This is a genomic window from Streptomyces nogalater (assembly GCF_039532885.1).
Taxonomy (GTDB): Bacteria; Actinomycetota; Actinomycetes; order Streptomycetales; family Streptomycetaceae; genus Streptomyces; species Streptomyces nogalater.
Window position 1 is genome coordinate 172187 of sequence record NZ_BAAASM010000014.1, and the last position, 22739, is coordinate 194925.

Consider the following 22739-nt stretch of genomic DNA (forward strand, 5'->3'; position numbering starts at 1 on the left):
CGGTCACTTCCCCTCGGTGCGGTTGGCCCGCAGGTAGAACACCGCGAAGACCGCGGAGATCAGGATCAGTACGTTGCCGACGACGGCGCCGGCCCCGAAGTCCAGCCGTACGAAGGAGTTCTGGTAGGTGAGCGTACCCAGGGTCTGGGTGGCGTCGGCGGGGCCGCCGTCGGTGAGGGCCAGGATCAGGTCGAGGATCTTGACCGTCGACATGAAGCCCAGGACGAGGACGACCGTGATGACGGGGCGGAGCGTCGGCAGAGTGACGGAGCGGAAGGTCCGCCAGGCGGAGGCGCCGTCCAGGGCGGCGGCCTCGTACAGCTCACGGGGGACTTCCTGGAGACCGCCGTACAGGATGACCATGTTGAACGGGATCCCGATCCATATGTTGACCAGAATGACCGAGAGCAGGGCCATGTGCGGACTGGTCAACCATGGAGTGTGGCCGTCCAGGCCGACGGTGTCCATGAAGGAGTTCAGTACACCCGTGTCCTGGTCCAGGATCCGTCGCCACACGATGCCGGAGACCACCATGGGCACCAGCCAGGGCAGCAGGATCAGCGACCGCAGGACGCCGTTCAGCGGGAACCTGCGGGTGAAGAAGACGGCGAGGGCGAGGCCGGCGCAGAACTGGCCGAGCAGCGAGCCCGCGGTGAAGACGAGCGTGTGCCACAGGGCCTTGCCGAACAGGGCGTCCCGGAAGACCGCCGACCAGTTGTCGAACCCGTTGAGGGGCGCCTCCCCGGTGAAGAACGTCTTCGGCGTGTAGTGCTGGAAGCTCATCACGACGTTGCGGACGAGCGGGTAGCCGAAGAACAGCAGCATGAACAGCACGGCGGGGGCGACAAACCCCCACTGGGCCAGCCGGCGCCGGTACCGCGGCCGGGCGGAGGCCGGTACGCCGGCCGTGGGCGCCGCGCCGCGCGCGGTGACGGTGGGCGTGGTCATCCGCGCGTACCTCGGTTCCCGCTCGTGGCTTGCTGCTGGGCGCGCTGGAGGGCGGCCTGGCTGGACTGGCCGGTCAGGGCGGCCTGGAAGGCGCTCTGCAGGGCGAGCGACACACCCGGCCAGCCGGCGCCGAGCCGGGCCGTGCGGGACCGGGCCGCGGCCACCTGGTCGGCCAGCGCGTCCAGGTGGGGCACCTGTTCGCGCCAGACGGCGGCGGCCTTCTCGTTCGCCGGGACCATCCAGCTGTTGCGGGCGTAGGTCAGCTGCTCGCGCTCGCTCGTCAGGCAGCCGACGATCTTCCCCGCCATCCGTTCCCGCCCCTCGTCGCCGGTGTCCGGGACGGTGAGCACGGCACCGCCCAGCGGGGCCACGGACTTCGCGCCGGGCCTCGGCACGGGGATCCGCGCGAGGCCCCAGTGCAGGGACTTCCTGGTGTTCAGGGTCTCGACCTGCCACGGGCCGTTGATCATCATCGCCGCGTTGCCCGCCATGAACTGGTCGTTGACGTCGGCCTGCGTCCAGCCCACCGTCGACTTCGACAGCGAGCCGTCCTTCAGCAGGCCCTTCCAGAAGTCCAGCGCCTCGACGACCCTCGGCCCGTCGAGGCGGGTCTCGTCGCCGCCGTTGGACCACATGAACGGCGTGAACTGGAAGACGCCGTCCTCGGCGCCGCCCGCGCTGAGCGCGAGGCCGTAGCGCTTGCCCCGGGTCAGCTTGCGCGCGCTCTCGCGCAGTTCCGCCCAGGTGGTGGGCACCTTCAGGCCGGCCTGGTGGAGGAGATCCTTGTTGTAGAAGAGGGCGAGCGTGTTCACCGACCGGGCGGCTCCGTAGTACGTGCCCTGGTAGGAGCCGAAGTTGACGATGCCGCGCGGCACGCCGTCGGTGCCCAGTCCGAGCGTCCTGAGGTCGGTCAGCCCGCCGGCCTCGGCGAACACCGGCATCTCCGAGGCGTCGAACTGCACGATGTCCGGCAGCGACTTGGAGGAGGCCATGCGCAGTGCCTTGGTCATCACCTGGGCCGCCGGGACGCTCTGCTGCTCGACGGTGACGCCGAGCCGCTCGCCGCACCGGGCCATCGCCTCGGCGTCCCAGCGGTGGTACGTCTCGTCGGTCGAGGAGTTCAGCACGGTGTAGACGGAGCCGTCGCGCTGCCGGCCGCAGCCGGTCAGCGCCGCACCGGCGACCAGGGCGTAGACGACTGCGAGAGGTATCACGGCCCTGCGGGAGCGTCTATTGAAGCGCTTCGACATGTACGGCCCTTGCCTGTCGTACCGTCCGGCAGCGGCGCCGGACGCCTTTGTTTATGGTGATGACTAATACGCCATGCATGGGCCGCAGCGCCAGACCCCGGCACCCGTCCCGTTCACCCGCACCCCGGGTGACGATCGCCGGGAAATCCACAATCCTCCCTGTTCAGAAGCGATTTAACGGTGCGCGGACCTGCCCGGCGACGAAGTGTTCTGTGTACGATCGCCTCGCCGGGCGGCGCCTTCGCGCCCTACTCGAATCACTCCAGCTCCCCCCGAGGAAGAACATGAAGTTCACCAACGGCTTCTGGCGCGTCCGCGACGGCGTGCAGATCGCGTATGCCGTACAACCCCGTGATGTCCGTCTGTCTTCGAAGCGCTTCACCGCATATGCCGCCGTGCAGAAGGTGACGCGGAGAGGGGACACGCTCAACGCGCCGCTGCTCACGGTCGACTGCTTCTCCCCCGCCGAGGGCGTCATCGGCGTGCGGGTCACCCATCACGCCGGCAAGCGCCGCCCCGGCCCTGACTTCGCCCTCGGCGAGGAGCCGGACGGCGCGGGCGTGGTGCGCCGCGACGGCACGGTCACGGAGCTGACCAGCGGGCCGCTGACCCTGCGCCTGGACGAGGCGGCCCCGTGGGCACTGGCGTTCCTCGGCGCGGACGGCCGGGAGCTGACGCGGGCGGGCGCCAAGGGCACCGCCTTCGCCACCACCGACGACGGCGCCCATCACGTCCTGGCGCAGCTGGCGCTTGGCGTGGGCGAGCAGGTCTACGGCCTCGGCGAGCGCTTCACCCCGTTCGTGAAGAACGGCCAGGTGGTGGACATCTGGCAGGCGGACGGCGGCACCAGCAGCGAACAGGCCTACAAGAACATCCCCTTCTACCTCTCCTCACGCGGCTACGGCGTGTTCGTCAACCACCCCGGCAAGGTCTCGTTCGAGGTCGGCTCGGAGTCCGTCGGGCAGGTGCAGTTCAGCGTCGAGGACCAGAGCATCGAGTACTACGTGATCGCCGGCCCCACCCCGAAGGAGGTGCTCGCCCGCTACACCGCCCTGACCGGCCGTCCGGCGCTGCCGCCCGCCTGGTCCTTCGGCCTGTGGCTGACCACGTCGTTCACCACCGACTACGACGAGGCGACCGTGATGTCCTTCGTCGACGGCATGGCCGAGCGCGGCATCCCGCTGTCGGTCTTCCACTTCGACTGCTTCTGGATGCGCGAGTACCAGTGGTGCGACTTCCAGTGGGACCCGGCCGTCTTCCCCGACCCGGAGGGCATGCTGGTCCGGCTCAAGGAGAAGGGCCTGCGGGTCAGCGCGTGGATCAACCCGTACATCGCGCAGAAGTCCCCGCTCTTCGAGGAGGCGGCGGCACTGGGCCATCTGGTGCGCCGGCCGGACGGCGACATCTGGCAGTGGGATCTGTGGCAGGCCGGCATGGGCCTGGTCGACTTCACCAGCCCCGAGGCCCGCGCCTGGTTCCAGGCCAAGCTGAAGACGCTGCTCGACCAGGGCGTGGACTGCTTCAAGACCGACTTCGGCGAGCGCGTTCCCACCGATGTCGTCTGGCACGACGGCTCCGACCCGGAGCGGATGCACAACTACTACACCCACCTGTACAACCGGACCGTCTTCGAACTCCTGCTGAAGGAGCGGGGCGAGGGCGAGGCCGTCCTCTTCGCCCGCTCGGCGACGGCGGGCGGGCAGCAGTACCCGGTGCACTGGGGCGGCGACTGCTGGGCGTCGTTCGAGGCCATGGCGGAGTCCCTGCGCGGCGGGCTGTCCCTGTCGCTGAGCGGCTTCGGTTTCTGGAGCCACGACATCGGCGGCTTCGAGGGCACCCCCGACCCGGCGGTGTTCAAGCGCTGGCTCGCCTTCGGCCTGCTCTCCTCGCACAGCCGGCTGCACGGCTCCACGTCGTACCGGGTGCCGTGGAACTTCGGCGAGCAGGCGGTGGCGGTCGCCCGGCGGTTCACGCTGCTCAAACACCGGCTCATGCCCTACCTGTACGGTGCCGCGGCCGAGGCCCACCGCACCGGCGTGCCGGTGATGCGCCCGATGCTCCTGGAGTTCCCGCACGACCCGGCGTGCCGCCCGCTGGACCGCCAGTACATGCTGGGGCCCGATCTACTGGTCGCCCCGGTGTTCACGGAGGACGGCGAGGTGGAGGTCTATCTGCCCGAGGGCACCTGGACGCATCTGCTGTCCGGCGAGCGGGTCGCCGGCCCGGCCTGGCGCACCGAGCGGCACGACTACGACAGCCTGCCGCTGTACGTCCGCGAGGGCGCCGTACTTCCGCTGGCGGCCGACGACAGCCGCCCGGACGGCGACTGGCTGGACACCCCCACCCTGCTGGTCCACCCCACGGCCGAGCCGGGATACACCGCCGAGGTCACGGTTCCCGACCTGTCGGGTGCCCCCGCCGCCACCTTCGCCGTCCGCCGCGACGGCAGCGGGTTGCGGGTCACCGCGCGCGGCACCGACCGCCCGTTCACCGTCCGCGTCGCGGGCGACGGCGCGAGCGCGACCGGCACGGGCGAGGTGGTCGTACCCCTGGGCTGAGCGGGCCGGATGCCGGCCCCGGGTAATACGCGGGAAAGGGCACGCGATGCCCGGCTAGTCTGTCGCGGCAGGCAGGCCGGGCAGCAGTACATGGGGGGACACGATGACCGCCGTCTCGAAGAACAACGCGAAGCGCGTCACGGCGCCCGTCGCCACCGAACGGCTCGTGCTGCGGCCGTTCACATCCGCCGACGTCGAGGACCGGTACGCCTACCAGCGCCTGCCGGAGGTGGCGCGCCACCTGTACCGTCCGCCGCTCACCCGCGAGGGCTGTGCCGAGTCCATCGCGGCCCGGGCCGAGGGCACGGACTGGCGGACGGACGGCGATACGCTGCTGCTGGCCGTGTGCCGGGCGGGGGAACCCGGTGTCGTCGGCGAGGTGGTCCTCACGCTCACCAGCGCGCACGCGCGGCAGGCGGAGATCGGCTGGGTGTTCAACCCCCGCCACGCCGGCCGGGGTTACGCCACCGAGGCGGCGGGCGCGCTGCTCTCGCTGGCCTTCGGGCAGTTGGACGCTCACCGGGTCTTCGCCCGGCTCGATGTCCTCAACACGGCGTCGGCGCGGGTGTGCGAGCGCCTCGGGATGCGCCGCGAGGCCCATCTGGTCGAGAACGACCTCGACGGGGACCGCTGGGGCAGCGAGTACGTCTACGCGATGCTCGCCCGGGAGTGGAAGGGCTGAACCCCGGCCGGGTCCGGCGGCTCAGCCCGTCGCCGTGTCCGCGGCCAGTGCCTCGCGGAGCCAGGCGTCGGCCGCGCCGAGGGTGAGGCCGGGGAGGAGGACCCCCGCCAGATGCCAGTAGCGGCGCATCATCGGGTGGTCCGCCGCGGTCAGGCGGGCGGCCAGTGCCTGACGGAAGGCAGGGGTGTCCCGGGTGCCGGCGGCCCGCGCGTAGGCGGCGGCATAGCAGTCCAGGGCCTCGCCCGGGCCCGGGGCGCGGCCGGCCCGTACGGCGGCCTCCACCAGTTGGTGGGCCTCGTACAGGCCGTCGTAGAGCAGGTCCGGGTGGTTCTCGGTGACGGGCCGGTGGGCGGCGAGGCAGTGGTCGGTGGCGGCCGTGGCCAGCGCGTGCACGCGGGCGAAGGTGAGGACCTGGTCGGTGGTGGGGTCGGCGGGCGGCTGGGGAACGGCCGCCTCGGTGATCGCGGAGCGAAGGCGGGCGGAGAGCCGGGTGGGCAGCAGCCGGCGCCAGTAGTGGGCGATCGCGGAGGTGTCGGGCGGGACGCTGACCGCTCCGATCAGCTCCAGGCGCTCCGCCAACTGCCCCGGCTCGCTCTCCCGCAGCGCCCGCAGCGCGGCCTCCCGCCAGCGCAGGGCGGCGAGTTGACCACTGATCTCGTCCAACCGCCGTGCCACCACGGCTTCCAGGCCCTCGCCCGGTTCCGGGCCCTCACCGGATTCCAGGACCCGCTTGATCTCGGGGACGGGGACGTCGAGGGCGCGCAGCGACCGGATCGTCCGCAGCCGGGCCAGGGCGTCCGGCCCGTAGCGCCGGTGGCCGCCGCTGCTGCGGGCCGCTTCGGGCAGCAGGCCCTGGTCGGAGTAGAAGCGGATGGTCTTGACCGTGGTGCGGGCCCGCGCGGCCAGGTCGCCGATGCTCAGGGTGCCGTCCGGTGACACAGGTTGAACCTCCCTCAGGGGGAGTTCCTACGTTACCCGCGACGACCTACTTGTCTGGAGGCGCTGATGTCTGCGTTTGTGCTGGTCTCCGGCCCGTTCACCGACGGGCGGATCTGGGATGCGGTGGTGGGCCGGCTGCGGCGGAAGGGCGCCGGGGCACACCCGGTGTCGCTGGACACGCGGCCGGAGGCCGACCTGGAGACGCACGTGAAGGACGTGGTCCGGCTGATCGACTCCCTCGACGCCCCACAGGTGGTGCTGGTCGGCCACGACTACGCCATCCACCCGGTGCTGGGCGCGGCCGACCTGCGCCCGGAGCGGGTGGCCCGCGTCGTCCACCTGGACGCCGGGCTGCCGCGGCACGGCGATCCGGCCCTGGCCCTCGTCCCGGATCCCGCGGTACACCAGCTGCTCGGTACCGGCGACGACCCGCGGCCCGTCCCGCCGCCGGGGCCACGGGACTGGCAGCGCTGGGGCAGCACGGAGGGCCTTACGGCCGGCCAGCTGGAGTTCCTGAGCGAGCGGGCCGTCGCCCAGCCGCCGCGCACGCTGACCCAGCCGCTGCGGCTGACCGGCGCGGCGGCCGGTGTGCCGGTCAGCGCGGTCCTGTGCACGGCCGGAGGGACGACCATCGAGGGGATCCAGGAGCTGGTCCGCGTCGGCCCGCCGCAGCTGCGCGAGCTGGCCGATCCGCGGGTGGGCTTCTTCGAGCTGGCCACCGGTCACTGGCCGATGCTGTCCACTCCACGGGAGCTGACCGAGGTCCTGTGCCGCGCTGCCGCGGACGAGGGGCACAGGCTGACCCCGCCCGAGGACGAACCGTCCTCCCTGCGCCCGTTCCTGCTGGATCCCCCGGAGCGGCCACGGGTCAGGACCGGCCGCGTGGACCTGCACCTGCCGGAACCGCGAGAGATGCCCCGGCCGGCGGTGCTGTTCGTGCACGGCGGCCCGGTGTCGCCCGATGTGGTCCCGGCGCCCCGCGACTGGCCGTTCTACCTCGGCTACGCCCGCCTCGCGGCGAGCCTGGGCGCGGTGGGCGCCGTCGTGGAGCACCGCCTGCACAACCTCGCCGCCTACCCGCGGGCCGCGGACGATGTGACCGAGGCCGTCGAACTGCTGCGGGCCGACCCGCGCGTGGACCCGGAGCGCATCGCCCTGTGGTTCTTCTCCGGCGCCGGGCTGCTCGTCACCGACTGGCTCACCGCCCCGCCGAAGTGGCTGCGCTGCGTCGCCCTGACCTACCCGGTCCTGGCCCCGCTGCCCGGCTGGGGTGCCGTCTCCCCCCGCTTCCGTCCGGCCGAGGCGCTGCGGGCCGACGGGGCGCAGCCGCCGCCGCTCGTGCTCACCCGGGCGGGCCTGGAGACCCCGCAGATCGCCGCCACGGTCGAGGGGTTCCTGGAGGCGGCGCAGGAATCCAGGACACCGGTGGAGATCGTCGACGTACCGCACGGCGCCCACGGCTTCGAGTCGCACGGCCCGACGGACGAGTCCCGTGAGGCGGTCCTTCGCGCGATGCGTACGGTGCTCTCCCGCCTGGAGAGCTGACGCCGGTGTCGGACGAGCGGGTCGGGGGGCTGTGCCGCGCGGGCTCCCCCGAGGCCGCGCGGAGGGACGGGCTCGCCTCGCTGTGGCCGCTGCCGCTGTTCTTCGGCGGGCTCAGAGCGCTGATCGTGGAGGTCGGGGCGGTCGTCGCGATCGTGACGCGGAGGCGTTGGACGGTCGTGCGCCGAGCCGGCGACCGCCGGGGTCGGTGATCCGGCCGGCGGCGGTCGCCTCGCCGCGGTCCCGGTGCCGACCCCGGGCTCGTACGTCCGGTGCCGCGCCATGGCTCACACCGGTTCGGGCTGCGGCTCCGGTCGGGGCGCCGGCACGGGCTTCGGTTCCCACCGCGAGGTGGTCCGCAGGTAGCCGTAGATCACCGAGAGCATCGCCAGGATGACGAGCGGCCCGAACAGCCAGGGCGCCTTGGCCATCTCCATCGGCAGATAACGGTACGCCAGCAGGAGCGCCACGAAGACCGTCGTGCCGTGGGCGACCAGTTGGGTCCCCGAGCGGTCCCAGCCCCGGGCGAGCGAGCGCAGCCCGGCCTCTATCGTGAGCGTGAACACCACACCGGCCACGATGTCGGCGCCGTAGTGGTAGCCGAATCCCAGGGTCGCGCCGAGCGTGGCGATCAGCCAGAACGTGCCCCCGTACCGCAGGACGCGCGGACCCTTGCGGGAGTGGATGAAAATGGCGGTGGCCCAGGCCGTGTGCAGGCTGGGCATGCAGTTGCGGGGGGTGATCCCGTCGTACAGCATCGGGTGCGGTGTGGTGATCGGTGTCGGCGTGTGCGGCCACAGGTTGGCCGCCGCCCACTCCAGGCCGCCGGTGCCGGAGGCGCCCGGGCCGTAGGCGAAGATCGGCCCGACCACGGGGAAGATCATGTAGATGCCCGGGCCGAGGAGGCCGATCACCAGGAAGGTGCGCACCAGGTGGTGGCGCGGGAAGCGGCGCTCGGCCGCCACGTTGCGCAGCTGGTACAGCGCGACGACGACCGCGGCGACCGCGAGCTGCGCGTAGACGTAGTCGAGCAGGTGCGTGCCGACCGGGCCGCTGGCGTTCACCAAGCGGCCGACCAGCCACGACGGGTTGCCCAGCGCGTGGTCGGCGGTCGCCACGTACTGGTCGAGTACGGTCGGCCGGCTCTTGGACGTGATGAGCAGCCAGGTGTCACCGGTCTTGCGGCCGGCCATGAGCAGCAGGCCCAGTCCGACGCCCTTCAGCAGGAGGGCACGCTCCTGGCCGGTGCGGCGGGTGACGGCGACGACCCCGCAGCCCAGGAGCACCCACAGCGCGCCGTTGCCGAAGGGGTGGCCCTCGTCCAGGTCGAAGTCGTAGCCGGACGCCCAGCGCACCAGCAGGAACACGGCGTCGATACCGACCGCGACACCGGCGGCGACGAGTCGTTGCCGCCAGGTGAGCACCACCATCATCAGGCCCATGCTGGCGTACAGCAGGAATCCCGATTTGGGCGGAAATACCAGCTCTCGCGCTTCGGTGGCGAGCGGCCCCCGCAATCCGTAATGACGTGCGGTGATCTCCAGTGCGACGAGGAAACCGAGAGTCGTCACACCCGCCGCGGTCCAGAGGATCACCCGTGGTCGGCGCCACGGGGCGACCTCGGTTCCGCCCTTTATTCGGGTACGTACCCGTGTTGGTATAGGTATCAATTCTCTGGCCGATTTGTTAGTTGTTGTCTATTTTGGTGACTCTTCGCGCCGGATAGCACACTTTTCCGGTGAATGACGAGCGATGGGTACGCTCGTCATGAGTTCGATCATGTTAGCCGAGTGCCGCGGCCGGGGTTTGCCTCTTACATACGGTACGAAGATCGCCCTCCCGGGAAATACGAAGGCGCGCGCCGGCCTTCTTGGTCGCCAGCCGCGTCGACCCGCCGGAGCCGACGCACCACGTCACCGCTCGCGCGTCCAGGCGAGCGTGATGCGCATGTCGCCGATCCGCCAGCCCGCCGGCGTCCGCACGGTCGTACAGGCGACGCGCAGACCGCTGGTGCGGTGGGGCGGTTCGCCGTCACGGTAGAAGTACACGACCTGGTTCGCCGTGGCCTCCGCCCGGTCGCCGTCCATCCGCACCAGCACGTCTCCATGGACGTGTTGGGTGCTCTCCCCCGCCACCCGGCTGCGCTTCAGGTGGGCGGTCACCTCATCGAGGCCGTGCAGCTCGGCGCGCGGTGAACGCACCGTGATGTCGTGGTGGTAGACCGTGGGCGCGTCCTCGTGCCGGCCCTCGTCCAGCAGACGGGCCAGGCGGGCGAACAGTTCGGCGATCTCGACGCGATCGGCGGCCGGGGCAGCGGTGGACACGGCGCCTCCTTTGATGGTCGCTCCAATGTTGGCAGGACCAACACTATCCACAAGTGTTGGTCCCGCCAACATGGCTAGAGTGGTCGCCATGGAAGAGATCCCCGAGCGCCTGACGGTGCGGCCGAGCTGGCTGATCACCCAACTGGCCGTGCACGCCCGCAAGCTGGTGTTCGACGGTTTCACCACCGTCGGGGCGCGCGGGTACCACTACCGCATCCTGGCGGCACTGCACGAGCACGGGCCCGCGAGTCAGGCCGAGTTGGGCCGTCGGTGCCGCATCGACCGCAGTGATGTCGTCGCGGCCGTCAACGAACTGGTCGCGCAGGGCTTCGTCGACCGCACGCCCGACCCGGACCATGGCCGGCGCAACAAAGTGACCCTCACCGACGCCGGCGTCCGACAGTTGCGCCGCATGGACAAGGTGCTCGACCGGGTGCAGGACGACCTGCTCGAACCGCTGTCGGCGGAGGAGCGGCAGACCTTGACCCGCCTGCTCACCCACGCCCTCGCCGCGCACGAGCCGCGGTGACAGCCCGGCGCGCCGGTCCAGGGCCGCCGGGGCGCCTCCTCGCCGAGGCCGGGCCGGAGGCGTGTCGCTTCCAGGCCCCCGGCCCGCCAGCCCGGCCGGGGGCGGGACGGAGCGCGCATTCTCCGTCGCGCCCCGGGCCCCCGTCGACCTCCGAGGGGCCGGCGGAGGCTAGGCGGTGCAGGTGAGGGCGTCGGGGATCAAGGCGAAGGTCTGCTCGATGAGCCGCGTCAGGCCGTCGCGGCCCCCTTCGCCGCCCTGCGCCGTCCAGCGCAGGCACGCCGTGCGCCAGGCGGCGACGAAGATCTCCACGGTAAGACGGAGGCGGGAGTCGTCCACCCCCGCGCCGGAACGGCCGGCCAGTGTCTCGACCATGGCGCGGGTGGTGTCCTGGCAGTACCCCAGGCTGTGCGCCTGCAGTACGGGAACGGACTCCGACAGCTCACGGGTGGCCAGGAACCGGCGTTCCCAGTCCGCGTCCATCGCCTCCAGGGTGGCGTCGAGGGCCACTCGGAGCGCTTCAAGGAGCGGGCCGTCCAGTCGCGCGGCGGCCACGCGGTCCAGATACGCCGACCACAGATCGCTGTCGGCGGCGAGCGCCACGTCCTCCTTGGACCGGTAGTTCCGGAAGAAGGTGCGCTTGGACACCTCCACCGCGTCACACAGGTCGTCGAGGGTGGTGGCGTCATAGCCGCGTTCGGTGAAGAGACGGAGCGCGGTCTCGGCCAGGGCGCGCCGCGTGCGCAGCTTCTTCCGTTCCCGTAGCGGCAGTTCGCGCAGATCGTCACTCACGTCATGAGTCTACCACCCGGACGCTGTTGCCCTTTGACAGCTAATGCCACTCAGTGGCACTGTCGCCCAAGTGGCCGTTCGTTGGCCGCTTCTTGCCGTCTCCTGAAGGAGCCCTCCCCCCGTGACTACCGTTTCCGCGGACCGCTCACGTCCGGCGATCACGCTGGCCGTGGTCCTGCTCGCCTTCGCCACCGTGCCGATGTCCATCTCCGGAGCGGCCGTCGCGCTGCCCGGCATCGGCGCGGACCTGCACACCGCGGGGGCACCCCTGCAATGGGTCATGAACGCCTACAACCTGACGTTCGCCTCGTTCATGCTGGTCGCCGGGTCCGCGGCCGACCTGGTCGGGCGCCGGCGGGCCTTCGCGACGGGAGCGGCGGTGTTCGCCGTCGGCTCGCTCGCCACGGCGGTCGCACCCGGCGTCGTCCTGCTGGACCTCGCCCGCGCCCTGTCGGGCGTCGGCGCGGCGGGCGTGTTCGCCAGCGGTGGCGCGATCCTGGCCACGGCCTTCGACGGTGCCGCGCGCACCCGTGCCTTCGCGGCCCTCGGCAGTGCCGCCGGCATCGGGCTGGCGACGGGGCCGACCCTGTCGGGCTGGCTGGTCGGGACGCTCGGCTGGCGCGCCACGTTCGGAGTGCACGCGGCCCTGCTCGCCGTGGCGCTGACCGGCGTCGGCTTCGTCACCGAGTCCCGCGCCCCACGGCGTCCCCGGCTGGACGCGACCGGCGCGCTGGTGTTCGTCGCGGGTCTCGGGCTGCTCGTCCTCGGTGCGGTCCAGGGCCCGCAATGGGGCTGGACGAGCCCCGGCACGGCGGCTCTGCTCGTCGCCGGCGCGGGTCTGCTGGTGCTGTTCGTCGTTCTCCAGTCACGTTCCACGGCCCCCGTGCTCGATCTGACGCTGGTGCGTGACCGCCGTTTCCTCGCGCTGTGCATGGTGCCCGTGGTGTCGACGTTCGGCTTCGTGACGCTGCTGACATACCTGCCCACCTACCTGGTGGGGGCGAGCGGCTTCTCCGCCCAACGCGCCGGAACGGTCCTGCTGTTGATGACCGCGCCGGTGCTGCTGGCCCCGCCGCTGTCCGGGGGCCTGGTCAACCGGGGTGTGTCCCCCCGTGCGCTGATCACGTTCTCCCTGCTGATGTTCGCCGGCGGAAACGCCTGGCTCACCGTGATCGGCCCCGGCGCCTCCATCGCCGTGATCGCCGGTCCGCTGCTGATGACCGGGCTGGGCGCCGGAGTGTCGTTCGGCGTGGGCGACGGTGCGGCGATGAGCCTCGTCGAGCCCGAACGGGCCGGTATGGCCACCGGGTTCCTCAACACCATGCGCATCGGCAGCGAAGCCATCGTCATCGCCGTGTACGGCGCGGTCCTGGTCAGCCTCATCGACGCCCGCGTCGGATCGCGCGAGCTGGCCGCGAAGGCCGCCGCGGGCGACCTGTCCGGCAGCGGCTCGGCCGCACTGGCCGACGGCTTCACCCACGCCCTGCACCTCGCCCTGTACGGAACGGCCGCCGTGTGCGCGGTCGGCGCGGTGGCCATCTTCGCCGCGCTGGCCCCACCCCGCCGGAACACCACCGCGACGCCTCTCGCTGCCGAGCCCGCCCGGCAGCCCACGAAGGCGGCCTGACCGGCCCCGGTGACCGCCGGCCTGGTCACCTGCTGCGAAGGAGGCTCGGGAGGTGATGACCCGGGCGCGGGCGCCACGAGCCCCGAAACGGAGGCGCGCGGAAGCCGTCGTCGGCGTTCGTCCTCCGTCGGGCCCGCTGAACTCGCCCTGCCGATAGGGTCTGTGATCATGATGCGCGCCTGGCTCCTGCCCCTCCTGTTCACCGGCTGCGGCTCGCTCGTCGCGGCCGTGGGCGCCGTGGACGGGTCCGTCGGACCGGCCGTCGCGGTGTGGCTGGTGTTCGCGCTGCTCGCTGGGATGCACTCCCCGCTGGTGTTCCCGCGGCCGGTCGGTGCGGTGGAGGCGCGGGAGCGCGGCGCGGTCGACGGCCGGCCGATCGTCTACTGGCGGGCGGGGTGCAAGTACTGCCTGCGCCTGCGGTTCCGGCTGGGCCGTGACGCCCGTCGGCTGCACTGGGTCGACATCTGGCGTGATCCGGCCGGCGCGGCGGCGGTGCGGGCGGTCAACGGCGGTGACGAGACCGTGCCGACCGTGGTGGTGGCGGGCCGGCCGTACGTCAACCCCGACCCACGATGGGTGCGCGCCCAGCTCTGATCGGCGGGTGTGGTGGCCGGCTCGGGAGGAGTGCGCGTACGCCGTGTGCGTCGGCCTCGGTCAGGCCGTGGACGGGTCCGGGAGCGGCCGCCCGCCGCCGGGCTTCACAGGCTCAGGGTGATCGCGGCGCCGAGGCCTCCCAGTACCAGGGCGACGCCGGCTTCGGGCCAGCCGCCGGCGCGCCAGGGGAAGAAGCGGTCGAGCGCCAGCCGGCCCGGGCCGGTCGCGGCCACGGCCAGGGCGACGACGGCGATGCCCACGTTGTACTCGACGCCGCCGTCCGATTCCCACAGGCCGTGCGCCCCGGTCACCGTCGCCATGGCGTTGATCATCACTCCGACCAGCGCGGCGGCCGCGAGCGGGGTGAACAGTCCGACGGCCAGACCGAGGCCGCCGAGGAACTCGGAGAGTCCGGCGATCACCGCGAACAGTTTCCCCGGGTGGTAGCCGAGGTCGGCGAATCCCTTGCCGGTGGCCGTCAGCCCCGGCCCGCCGAACAGGCCGAACAGTTTCTGGGCGCCGTGGCCGGCCATGACGAGTCCGAAGGTCAGTCTGAGGAGGAGCAGCCCCCAGTCACCGGCGGTGCCCCCGGGGGCGAGGATCCGCCGTGCGGCCGGTCGCGTGGCCGCCGAGGACCGGCCCGTGTCGCGTTTGGTCATCTGAGTGCTCCGGTACGGACGCACGAACAAGAGGTGTCGCATGTCGGCAGGTGGGGCACCGGCTGACCGGCCGGCGGCGTACGGCCCGCGTTTCGGTCGCGGGGTGCGGGCCGCCCCTATCGATCCTTCCGCAACCCCGGTGACCGCGCACATCGACCGGCCCCGGAGGATTCCGCCGGAAGAATCCCGCCGGAAGAACAGGGGCGTCGTCACAGCCGTGCTCGTGTTCGTTCCGTACGACGCACGGCCCGATCATTCACGATCAACACACCACCTAATGCGGCTGATTGTCCGATCATCCGCATGTTGCCCGCCGAGAGCGCGCGCCTCACCTCTGTCAGTGATCTTCACCGGCATCGGCCTGCGACCCGGCGGCGAACGCGTACCTTTTGCCAGGTGATCGCAGTCCTTTCCCCCGGGCCAAGAGCCCACCAGCCCGGTATGGGCGCGGAATTCCCCGGACGGTATCCGGAACTCGCCTACCGCGCCCGGCGGGAGGGGCCCGGCGACTCCCTCGCTCTTGCTCGCGAAGCCGCATGGGGTGGCGGGTCCGGACCACGCGCTGCCCGCCGACCGGATCTCCTGCCGGCCGGGGCCGCACAGGCCCGGTGACAGGGGCAGGCCTCCCTTCCCCGCGACCTCTGCCACCGCCGTCCCGACCATCCCGACCAGGCTCTCGACCGGGAACCGCGGCTCCCCGCCGAACGACTCCGCCGACCGGACACTCCCGAACCGGACACCCTGACCCGATCCGCCCACCGGATCCGCCGCCCCGAATCCGCCTGGCCCGACACATCGGCCCGCACCCCCGCCCCCGTACCCCCTCCCCCCTCTGGACGACGCCATGTCACTGCCGCGTACCGGCCCGCCCTCGCCCGCCGCCCCCGCCCTGCCCGGAAACCGGCGCCGCCGCCCCGGAGCCGTCCTCGTCGTCGAGTCCGTGGCCGTCTTCATGGTCATGCTCGACAACCTCGCCATGAACAACGCGCTGCCGGACATCGGCAGGGACCTGGCCGTGGGTGTCGGCGGCCTGGAGTGGGTCGTGGCCTCGTACACGCTGATCCTGGCGGCTTTCCTGCTGCCGGGCAGCATCGTCGGCGAGCGGCTGGGGCGGCGCCGGCTGTTCCTAGCCGGACTGGCCGCGTTCACCCTTGGCTCGGCGCTCGGGGCGACGGCGGACAGCTGGTCCATGCTCGTCACCGGCCGCATCGTCCAGGGCGCGGGAGGCGCGGCCCTGCTGCCGTCCAGCGCGGCGCTGCTGCGGCAGGTCTTCCCCGAGGACGCCACCCGGGCCAGGGCGCTGGGGCTGCGCGGTGCCGCGTCCGGCCTGGGGCTCGCCCTGGGCCCGGTGATCGGCGGTCCGCTCGTGGAGCGGTTCGGCTGGCAGAGCGTGCTGTTCATCAACGTGCCGATCGGCGTGGGCCTCCTGGTCTTCGGCGCCTACGTCCTGCCGTACGCGCCGCCGTGCCGCAGCCGTTCCTGGGACCTGCCCGGACAGGCGCTGGCGGCCCTCGGTGTCGGCGGGCTGATCTTCGCGCTCATCCAGGGGCCGTCGGAAGGCTGGACCGACCCCGCCGTCCTGGCCGCTTTCACCGCGGCCGGGCTGGCCCTGCCCGCCCTGCTGGCCGTGGAGGCGCGTGCCGCCGAGCCGATGATCGATCTGTCCTTCTTCCGCGACCGGCTCTGCGCGGTGGCCGCGCTGGCCGGTTTCTCCACGAGTCTGGCCCTGTTCGGAGCGATCTTCTTCCTGTCGCTGTACCTCCAGTACATCCTCGGCTGGTCGCCGGCCGGAGCCGGCCTCGTCTTCCTGCTGGCGTCCGCGTTCATCGTGGTCACGGGCCCCCTCGCGGGAAGGCTGTCCGCGCGCTGGAGCGCCTTCCGGCCGCTGCTGGTCGGCGTCACGCTGTGTCCGCTCGCGCTGGCGGGGCTCGCCTCCTACGGGGAGCACGCGCGCTACGCCGAGTACTGCTGGGTCCTGCCGGTGATCGGGGTGTGCGTGAGCCTGACCTTCGTACCGATCAACGTCATCGTCGTGCAGCGGGTACGCGGCCGACAGGCCGGCATGGCCACCGCGATCGCCGAGATGCTGCGCGAACTCGGCGGTGTGACCGGTGTGGCGGCGCTCGGGGCGGTGCTCAATTCCTGGATGAGGGACTCGTTCCTGCGTCAGGCGGAGGCCGTCCTCCCGGCGGACCGGGCGGGCGCGCTGGCCGACCGCGCCCTGGCCCACGGGCCGGCGGCGGCGCTCGCGGGCCCGGGCGCCGGTGCGGTGCGCCGCTGGTTCCATGTCGCGTTCCTCGACGGTCTGCACGCGGCGTTGTACACGGGGGCCGTGGGCACGGCCGTGGTGGCGGTGTGCATCTACGTGATGGTCCGCACCCCGGCGGCGGCCCCGGCCGACGAGCCGGGCAAGCTGATGCGGCCGGCGGCGTAGCCCGCGCGGGCACCGGGCCGAGCGCTCCCGCAGGATGCGGGGCGGGGGTGTCGGGGCCACCGCCGCTCCGACGGCGGCGGTCAATCCGCCGAACATGGGCAGGCCCGGCTGGATCGCCACCGGCGCGCTCGTGGGCGTTCCTGGCACGGACCGGCCGCTCCGGCCCCCGTTCCACGCCCGCGCCCGCGCCCGTACCGGTGAACTCCCCAGCGGCCACGGCGAACTCCACTCCGGACGGACCTCCCGCTCCCGCCGAGGCGGCGGATCGTACCCTGTTGCCGTGTCGTCCTCCCGAATGCGTCGTGCCACCGTCCTCGTGCTGGAGGGTGCCAAGCCGCTCGATGTCGGCATCCCCGCCCAGGTGTTCACGACCCGGGCGAGCATGCCGTACGAGGTGCGGGTGTGCGGCGCCGCGCCCGGGCTGGTGACCGGCGGTGACGGCCTGTCGTACCACGTCGCCCACGGCCTCGACGCGCTGGAGTGGGCCGAGATCGTCTTCATACCCGGCTACCGGTTCCCGGACCGCGAGGACCCGCCGGCCGCCGTGGTCCGGGCGCTGCTCGCCGCCCACGCCCGGGGCGCGCGGCTCGCCGCCATCTCGACGGGCGCCTTCGCGCTCGCCGCCACGGGCCTGCTCGACGGCAGGCGTGCCACGACCCACTGGCACTACTCCCGGGCGCTGAAGGCGAAGCATCCGCTGGTCCGGGTCGACGAGAACGTCCTCTTCGTCGACGAGGGCAGTGTGCTGACGTCGGCCGGCGCCGCCTCGGGCATCGACCTGTGCCTGCACATCCTGCGCACCGACCTCGGGGTGGCCGCCTCGAACCACGCGGCCCGGCGCCTGGTCGCGGCCCCCTACCGCAGCGGCGGCCAGGCGCAGTATGTGCCGCGCAGCCTGCCCGAGCCGCTCGGCGAGCGGTTCGCCGCCACCCGGGAGTGGGCGCTGCACCGGCTCGGCGAACCCCTCACCCTCAAGGCGCTCGCCCGGCACGCGGCGGTCTCGCCGCGCACGCTGTCCCGCCGGTTCGTCGAGGACACGGGGTACACACCGATGCAGTGGGTCATGCGGGCCCGCATCGACCTGGCCCGCGAACTGCTGGAGCGCACGGAACGCGGTGTCGAGCAGATCGCCGCCGACGTCGGTCTGGGCACCGGCGCGAACCTGCGCACCCACTTCCAGCGCATCCTCGGCACCACCCCGACCGAATACCGGCGCACCTTCTTCCGGCGGGACTAGCCGGCGGGCGGCCGGGATCACGTGCCGGTCCGGGTACGGTGCGGAGCGTGAACCGTCAGCAGCTGGAGTACTTTCTCGCGGTCGCCGAGCACGGCAGCCTCGGTCACGCGGCGGTGGCCGCCGGGGTGAGCCAGCCGTCGCTGTCGCAGGCTCTGGGCACCCTGGAGAAGGAGATGGGCGCGGCGCTGGTGCGCCGGGTGCGGCGGGGGGCCGTGCTCACGCCCGCGGGGCAGGCGTTCGTGCCCCATGCGCGGCTGCTGCTGCGCGAGTTGCGCCGGACGGGCGAGGCGATCGGCCGGCTGGACGGCAGGCCGGCCGGGGAACTGGACCTCGTCACCACGCCGGTGCTGGCCGTCGATCCCTGCGCCCCGCTCCTCGGGCGGTTCCGCGGGCTGCATCCCGAGGTACGGGTGCGCGTCCAGGTCACCGACCACGACGCGGAGGTGCGCGGCATACTGGCGGACGGCCGGGCCGAGGTGGGCCTGACCTATCTGCCCGTCGACGCGGACGGCATCGTGGTGCGCGCGCTGGGCGAACACGAGATCATGGCCGTCTTCCCGCCCGACGAACCACCCCCTCCCGACCCTTTGCCGGTCCGGTGGCTGGCCGGCCGGGAAACGGTGGGGGTCACCGGTCACAGCCGCCAGCGCGCCCTGCTGGTGGACCATCTGACGGCCCACGGGGTGCGTCTGCGGGTCACGGTCGAGGTGGCGCACCGGGAGATGGTGATTCCCCTGGTGCTGGCCGGTGCCGGCATGTCCTTCCTCGCCGGGAAGGTGGCGCGGTGGGCCGCCGGGCAGGGCGCGCGGGTCCGCCGGCTCGATCCGCCGCTGCGCCAGCGGTACGGTCTGGCGTATGTGCCCGGGCAACTGTCCCCGGCCGCCCGGGCGCTGGCCGATCTGGCGGTGGCACCGGAGGGCGCGGGGCACGCGGCTGGTGCGTCCTTTGGCGGGTGAACCGGGCCGGGGCGCGCCGTTCACCGGTCTGCGGCAGGCCGAGTACTTCCTGGCCGTGGTCGACAGCGGTGGTATCACCGCGGCGGCGCGGCGGCTGCACGTGGCCCAGCCGTCCCTGTCGCAGACCATGCGGGCGATCGAACGGCAGGCGGGCGCCGAGCTGTTCGAGCGGACGCCGCGCGGTGTCGTCCCGACCCCGGCGGGCCTGGCCCTGGTGGAACCGGCCCGGCGGCTCCTGGCGGCGCGCCGGGCGGCCGGCCGCGCGGTCTCGGACGTGGCGTCGCTGCGCGCCGGGCGCCTGGAGCTGGTGGCGCACGCCTCGGTGACGGCCGACCCGCTGGCGCGGGCGGTGGGCAGCTTCCGCCGGGCCTACCCGGGGGTCGGCGTGCTGGTGGAGGACGCGCCCGGGGACGCGGAGCTGGTGTACGCGCTCACCGACGGGCGCCATGAACTGGCCGTGGTCTCACTGCCCTTGCCTCCGGCTCCGGCCCTGGTGACGGAGGAGCTGGGCCACCACGACATCTGGCTGGCCATGGCGCCGGGCACCGCCATCGCACCGGGACCGGTGTCGCCGGCCGAGGTGAGCGCCATGCCGCTGGTGGCGGTCCTGCACGGCGGCTCCGCCCGGCACGCGATCCGCCGGGCTCTGGCCGGCGCCGGACACGAGGAGGGCAGCGGGCTCCGGGAGGGCGGGCACGAGGAGGGCAGCGGGCACGAGGAGGACGGCCGGAAGCCGGCTGAGGCGGCGCACTCCTGGGCCGGTGTCGTGACCCCGCATCTGGGTTCGGTCGTGCCGCTGGTGCTGACCGGTGCGGGCGCGGCTCTGGTGGACCGCTGGTACGCCGAGCGCATCGCGGAGCGGGGCGGGGTCGTACGCCCCCTCGGCCCGCCCGTGCGCGCTCCGTTCGGGGTGGCACGCCGCCGGGAGCCCCTGTCCCCGGCCTGCCGGGTGTTCCTGGACATCCTGCGGGAGACGTGCGCGGCACGATCCGCCGACGGTCCGGGCCCGGCCGCGTGAGTACGCCTCCCCCTCACCGCTCCGCGTCGGCCCCGCCGGTCACCGCGGCCACCTGCTCGGGGGTGTAACCGATCTCGGCCAGGACGGAGGCGGTGTCCTCGCCGAGTTCCGGGCAGGGCCGCCGTACCCCGGAGGGCGAGCCGGAGTAGCGGACGGGGTCGCCGATCACCCGGTAGGCGCCGACGTGCGGATGCCGCTGCACGTCGAGCATGTGCCCGTCGGCCCAGTAGGGGTGCTCCCCGGCGTGGTCGAGGTTCATGACCGGGGCGAACGGGATGGAGTGCCGGGAGCAGAACTCCTCCCACTCCGCGGTGGTGTGTCCGTCCGTGTACTGGGCGAGCAGCTCGTACAGCCGGCCAATCCTCGACTGGAAGTTCTCGGGGGTGAAGCCCTCCAGCGCCTCGGGATGCCCGACGAACGCGAAGAAGGCCTCGGCGTCACGGTAGGTGTACGGCAGGACGCAGGCGTATCCGTCCTTGGTGGGGAACGCCGCGTGCCCCGGTTCCAGGGAGCGCGGGAAGCCGACGGGGCCCGCCGGTGGCTCGTACGCCTGGCCGCCGATGTGCTCGACCAGGGTGAAGGCGAACATCGTGTCCGCCATCGGCACCTCGACGTGCTGGCCCTTGCCGGTGCGTTCCCGGCCCAGCAGGGCGGCGAGCACGGCGTAGGCGATGGTCATGCCGCAGACCTTGTCGGCCATGGCCGTGGGTACGTAGTAGGGCTGGCCGGTGACCCGGCGCATCAGGTCGACCATGCCGGAGGCGGCTTGGATGACCTCGTCGTAGGCGGCGTAGTCGGCGGCCGGCGAGTCGGAGCGGAAGCCCTGGGCGTTGCAGTAGACCAGGCGCGGGTTGCTCTCGGCCAGGTCGTCGTAGGTGAGGCCCAGCTTGCGCAGGGCCCGTGGGCGCATGTTGGTGATCAGCGCGTCGGCCGTGCCGATGAGCGCGAGCGCGGCCTCTTTGCCCTCGGGTGTCTTCAGGTCCAGGCGGACGCTGCGCTTGTTGCGGTTGATGTTGAGTGCCAGCGCCCCGATGGTGTCGGCGTCCCGCCGGTGCACGTGGCGCATCACGTCACCGGCGGGCGATTCGATCTTGATGACGTCGGCACCGAGGTCGCCGAGGATCTGGCAGGCGTACGGCCCCATGATGACGCTGGCCAGGTCGATGACGCGCAGGCCGTCGAGGGGGCGGGTGCCGGATGCCGGGGTGGAGTGGCTCATGAACGTCTCATCCCCTTGTGGAATGACTCATCCCTGTGCGGAATGCGGGAGGTGTGCGGTGAGGTGAGGAACTCACGGCTCGGGGAGCTCGGGCCCGGGGCTCACAGCTCGGGGTCGGGGCTCGGGACTTAGGACTCAGGGTTCAAGGCTCGGGGCTCGGGGCTCAGACGAAGGCGCTGATGCCGGTGGCCGCCCGGCCGACGATGAGGGAGTTCATGTCGCGGGTGCCCTCGTAGGAGTAGAGGGCCTCGGCGTCGGCGAAGAAGCGGGCCGCCTTGTACTCCAGCAGGATGCCGTTGCCGCCGAACACCTCACGGGCCCAGGCGACGGTTTCCCGCATACGCGTGGTGCAGAACATCTTGGCCATGGCCGCCTGGGCCTCGCTCAGCGCGTCCTCGGCGTGCAGCTGGGCCATCCGCACCGCCATCGTCTGGGAGGCGGTGATGTTGCCGAGCATGCGGGACAGCAGGTCCTGGATGAGCTGGAAGCTCGCGATCGGCTTGCCGAACTGCTCGCGCTCCACCGCGTAGGCGCGGGCCGCCTCGTAGGCGCCGATCGAGCAGCCGATGGCCTGCCAGGCCACGCCGCCCCGGGTGACCTTGAGGACGCGTGCGGTGTCGCGGAAGGACTCGGCCCGCTGGAGGCGGTTCTCCTCCGGTACCCGGACGTCGTCCAGGACGATGTGGGCGTTCTGCACGCCGCGCAGGGCGATCTTTCCCTCCAGCTTGCGGGCGGTGAAGCCGGGGGTGCCCTTCTCCACCACGAAGCCCTTGACCTGCCCGTCCGCCTCGTCGCGCGCCCAGATCACCACCAGGTCGGCGAACGTGCCGTTGCCGATCCACCTCTTCTCGCCGTTGAGCACCCAGTCGCCGCCGTCACGGCGGGCCGTGGTCAGCAGGCCGCGTGCGGTACCGGAACCGACCAGCGGCTCGGTCAGGCCGAACGCGCCGATCTTGCGCCACTCGACCATCTGCGGCAGCCAGCGCTGCCGCTGTTCGTCGGAGCCGCACTCGCGGATGGAGCCCATGCCCAGCCCGCTGTGCACACCGTAGAAGGTGGCGAACGACGGGTCGGTGCGGGCCATCTCCATGCTGATGAGGCCGCTCAGCAGCGGGCTGCGCGCGGTGATGCCGGGAGCGTCGCCGGGGATGCCGGTGATGCCCAGGTCACGGATCGCGTCCACCAGTTGCAGGGGGGATTCCGCCCCGGCCCACAGCTCGCCGGCGGAGGGTTCCACCTTGTCGGCGAGGAAGGAACGGATGCGCTCCAGCGTCTGCCGTTCCTCGGGTTCGAGCAGGTCCTTGATCCGGAAGAAGTCGCCCTCGACGGCGAACGGATCCATCTTCTTGTGCTGCGAGGCCATGATCGCCCTTCCCTGTCGGAAACCATGCGGGGCACCGGTCCCGGGTTCCCCGGATACCGGGTGGCCGCTCT

At 72.5% G+C, this 22739-nt stretch carries 20 protein-coding genes; 11 read left to right on the forward strand and 9 right to left on the reverse strand.

The genetic code is table 11. From position 1 onward, the window contains the following. Positions 1-3: 3 nt before the first annotated feature. Both ABD350_RS12665 and ABD350_RS12670 read right to left on the reverse strand, forming a co-directional pair. Positions 4-948, reverse strand: coding sequence for a carbohydrate ABC transporter permease (locus tag ABD350_RS12665; RefSeq protein WP_344348048.1), 945 nt, complete (start codon positions 946-948; stop codon positions 4-6). Further along, on the reverse strand, positions 945-2198 hold the full coding sequence (locus tag ABD350_RS12670; RefSeq protein ID WP_344348050.1) for an ABC transporter substrate-binding protein: 1254 nt from the start codon (positions 2196-2198) through the stop codon (positions 945-947). The genes ABD350_RS12665 and ABD350_RS12670 overlap by 4 nt, the downstream gene beginning before the upstream one ends. 284 nt (positions 2199-2482) lie before the next feature. Here ABD350_RS12670 and yicI point away from each other — a divergent pair, with 284 nt between their 5' ends. Then, positions 2483-4756 carry an alpha-xylosidase gene (gene yicI, locus ABD350_RS12675; RefSeq protein WP_344348051.1) on the forward strand — a complete coding sequence of 758 codons (2274 nt, stop codon included), beginning with the start codon at positions 2483-2485 and terminating at the stop codon, positions 4754-4756. Between the two features lie 103 nt (positions 4757-4859). Continuing rightward, the gene (locus ABD350_RS12680; protein ID WP_344348052.1) at positions 4860-5438 is read left to right on the forward strand and encodes a GNAT family N-acetyltransferase; all 579 of its coding nucleotides are present in this window, start codon (positions 4860-4862) and stop codon (positions 5436-5438) included. A gap of 21 nt (positions 5439-5459) precedes the next feature. Here ABD350_RS12680 and ABD350_RS12685 read toward each other — a convergent pair whose 3' ends face one another. Beyond that, positions 5460-6377 (reverse strand): MerR family transcriptional regulator, encoded by a 918-nt coding sequence (locus ABD350_RS12685; protein WP_344348053.1) that lies wholly within the window; start codon positions 6375-6377, stop codon positions 5460-5462. Positions 6378-6443: 66 nt separating this feature from the next. On the opposite strand from ABD350_RS12685, the gene ABD350_RS12690 reads away from it, so the two are divergent. After that, a complete protein-coding gene (locus ABD350_RS12690; protein WP_344348054.1) occupies positions 6444-7922 on the forward strand; it encodes an alpha/beta hydrolase in 1479 nt (492 codons plus the stop codon). 5 nt (positions 7923-7927) lie between these two features. Continuing rightward, positions 7928-8131 carry a hypothetical protein gene (locus ABD350_RS12695; protein ID WP_344348055.1) on the forward strand — a complete coding sequence of 68 codons (204 nt, stop codon included), beginning with the start codon at positions 7928-7930 and terminating at the stop codon, positions 8129-8131. Between the two features lie 75 nt (positions 8132-8206). Here the strand turns inward: ABD350_RS12695 and ABD350_RS12700 are convergent, their stop codons facing one another. Both ABD350_RS12700 and ABD350_RS12705 read right to left on the reverse strand, forming a co-directional pair. After that, positions 8207-9511: a phosphatase PAP2 family protein gene (locus ABD350_RS12700; protein WP_344348268.1), complete on the reverse strand. Its 1305-nt coding sequence runs from the start codon at positions 9509-9511 to the stop codon at positions 8207-8209. Positions 9512-9832: 321 nt separating this feature from the next. Continuing rightward, positions 9833-10243 carry a nuclear transport factor 2 family protein gene (locus ABD350_RS12705; RefSeq protein ID WP_344348056.1) on the reverse strand — a complete coding sequence of 137 codons (411 nt, stop codon included), beginning with the start codon at positions 10241-10243 and terminating at the stop codon, positions 9833-9835. An 88-nt stretch (positions 10244-10331) separates the two neighbouring features. On the opposite strand from ABD350_RS12705, the gene ABD350_RS12710 reads away from it, so the two are divergent. Next, positions 10332-10772 carry a MarR family winged helix-turn-helix transcriptional regulator gene (locus ABD350_RS12710; protein ID WP_344348057.1) on the forward strand — a complete coding sequence of 147 codons (441 nt, stop codon included), beginning with the start codon at positions 10332-10334 and terminating at the stop codon, positions 10770-10772. Positions 10773-10940: 168 nt separating this feature from the next. Here the strand turns inward: ABD350_RS12710 and ABD350_RS12715 are convergent, their stop codons facing one another. Continuing rightward, positions 10941-11561 (reverse strand): TetR/AcrR family transcriptional regulator, encoded by a 621-nt coding sequence (locus ABD350_RS12715; RefSeq protein WP_344348058.1) that lies wholly within the window; start codon positions 11559-11561, stop codon positions 10941-10943. A gap of 121 nt (positions 11562-11682) precedes the next feature. Here ABD350_RS12715 and ABD350_RS12720 point away from each other — a divergent pair, with 121 nt between their 5' ends. Further along, positions 11683-13188, forward strand: a complete 1506-nt coding sequence (locus ABD350_RS12720) for an MFS transporter (RefSeq protein WP_344348059.1) — start codon at positions 11683-11685, stop codon at positions 13186-13188. A gap of 168 nt (positions 13189-13356) precedes the next feature. Next, positions 13357-13782 (forward strand): glutaredoxin domain-containing protein, encoded by a 426-nt coding sequence (locus tag ABD350_RS12725; RefSeq protein WP_344348060.1) that lies wholly within the window; start codon positions 13357-13359, stop codon positions 13780-13782. 104 nt (positions 13783-13886) lie between these two features. Here ABD350_RS12725 and ABD350_RS12730 read toward each other — a convergent pair whose 3' ends face one another. Further along, a complete protein-coding gene (locus ABD350_RS12730) occupies positions 13887-14441 on the reverse strand; it encodes a DoxX family protein (protein ID WP_344348061.1) in 555 nt (184 codons plus the stop codon). Positions 14442-15285: 844 nt separating this feature from the next. Here ABD350_RS12730 and ABD350_RS12735 point away from each other — a divergent pair. The 4 genes from ABD350_RS12735 (at position 15286) to ABD350_RS12750 (ending at position 20086) form a co-directional block, all read left to right on the forward strand. Further along, positions 15286-16875, forward strand: a complete 1590-nt coding sequence (locus tag ABD350_RS12735) for an MFS transporter (RefSeq protein WP_344348062.1) — start codon at positions 15286-15288, stop codon at positions 16873-16875. A gap of 280 nt (positions 16876-17155) precedes the next feature. Then, positions 17156-18112: a GlxA family transcriptional regulator gene (locus ABD350_RS12740; protein ID WP_344348063.1), complete on the forward strand. Its 957-nt coding sequence runs from the start codon at positions 17156-17158 to the stop codon at positions 18110-18112. Between the two features lie 47 nt (positions 18113-18159). After that, positions 18160-19068, forward strand: coding sequence for a LysR family transcriptional regulator (locus tag ABD350_RS12745; RefSeq protein WP_344348064.1), 909 nt, complete (start codon positions 18160-18162; stop codon positions 19066-19068). Then, positions 19058-20086, forward strand: coding sequence for a LysR family transcriptional regulator (locus tag ABD350_RS12750; RefSeq protein ID WP_344348065.1), 1029 nt, complete (start codon positions 19058-19060; stop codon positions 20084-20086). Before ABD350_RS12745 ends, ABD350_RS12750 begins: the two co-directional genes overlap by 11 nt. Before the next feature lie 13 nt (positions 20087-20099). Here the strand turns inward: ABD350_RS12750 and ABD350_RS12755 are convergent, their stop codons facing one another. Together ABD350_RS12755 and ABD350_RS12760 are read right to left on the reverse strand one after the other, a co-directional pair. After that, a complete protein-coding gene (locus ABD350_RS12755) occupies positions 20100-21305 on the reverse strand; it encodes a CaiB/BaiF CoA transferase family protein (protein ID WP_344348066.1) in 1206 nt (401 codons plus the stop codon). Positions 21306-21468: 163 nt separating this feature from the next. Continuing rightward, positions 21469-22668 carry an acyl-CoA dehydrogenase family protein gene (locus ABD350_RS12760; protein ID WP_344348067.1) on the reverse strand — a complete coding sequence of 400 codons (1200 nt, stop codon included), beginning with the start codon at positions 22666-22668 and terminating at the stop codon, positions 21469-21471. Positions 22669-22739: the final 71 nt, after the last annotated feature.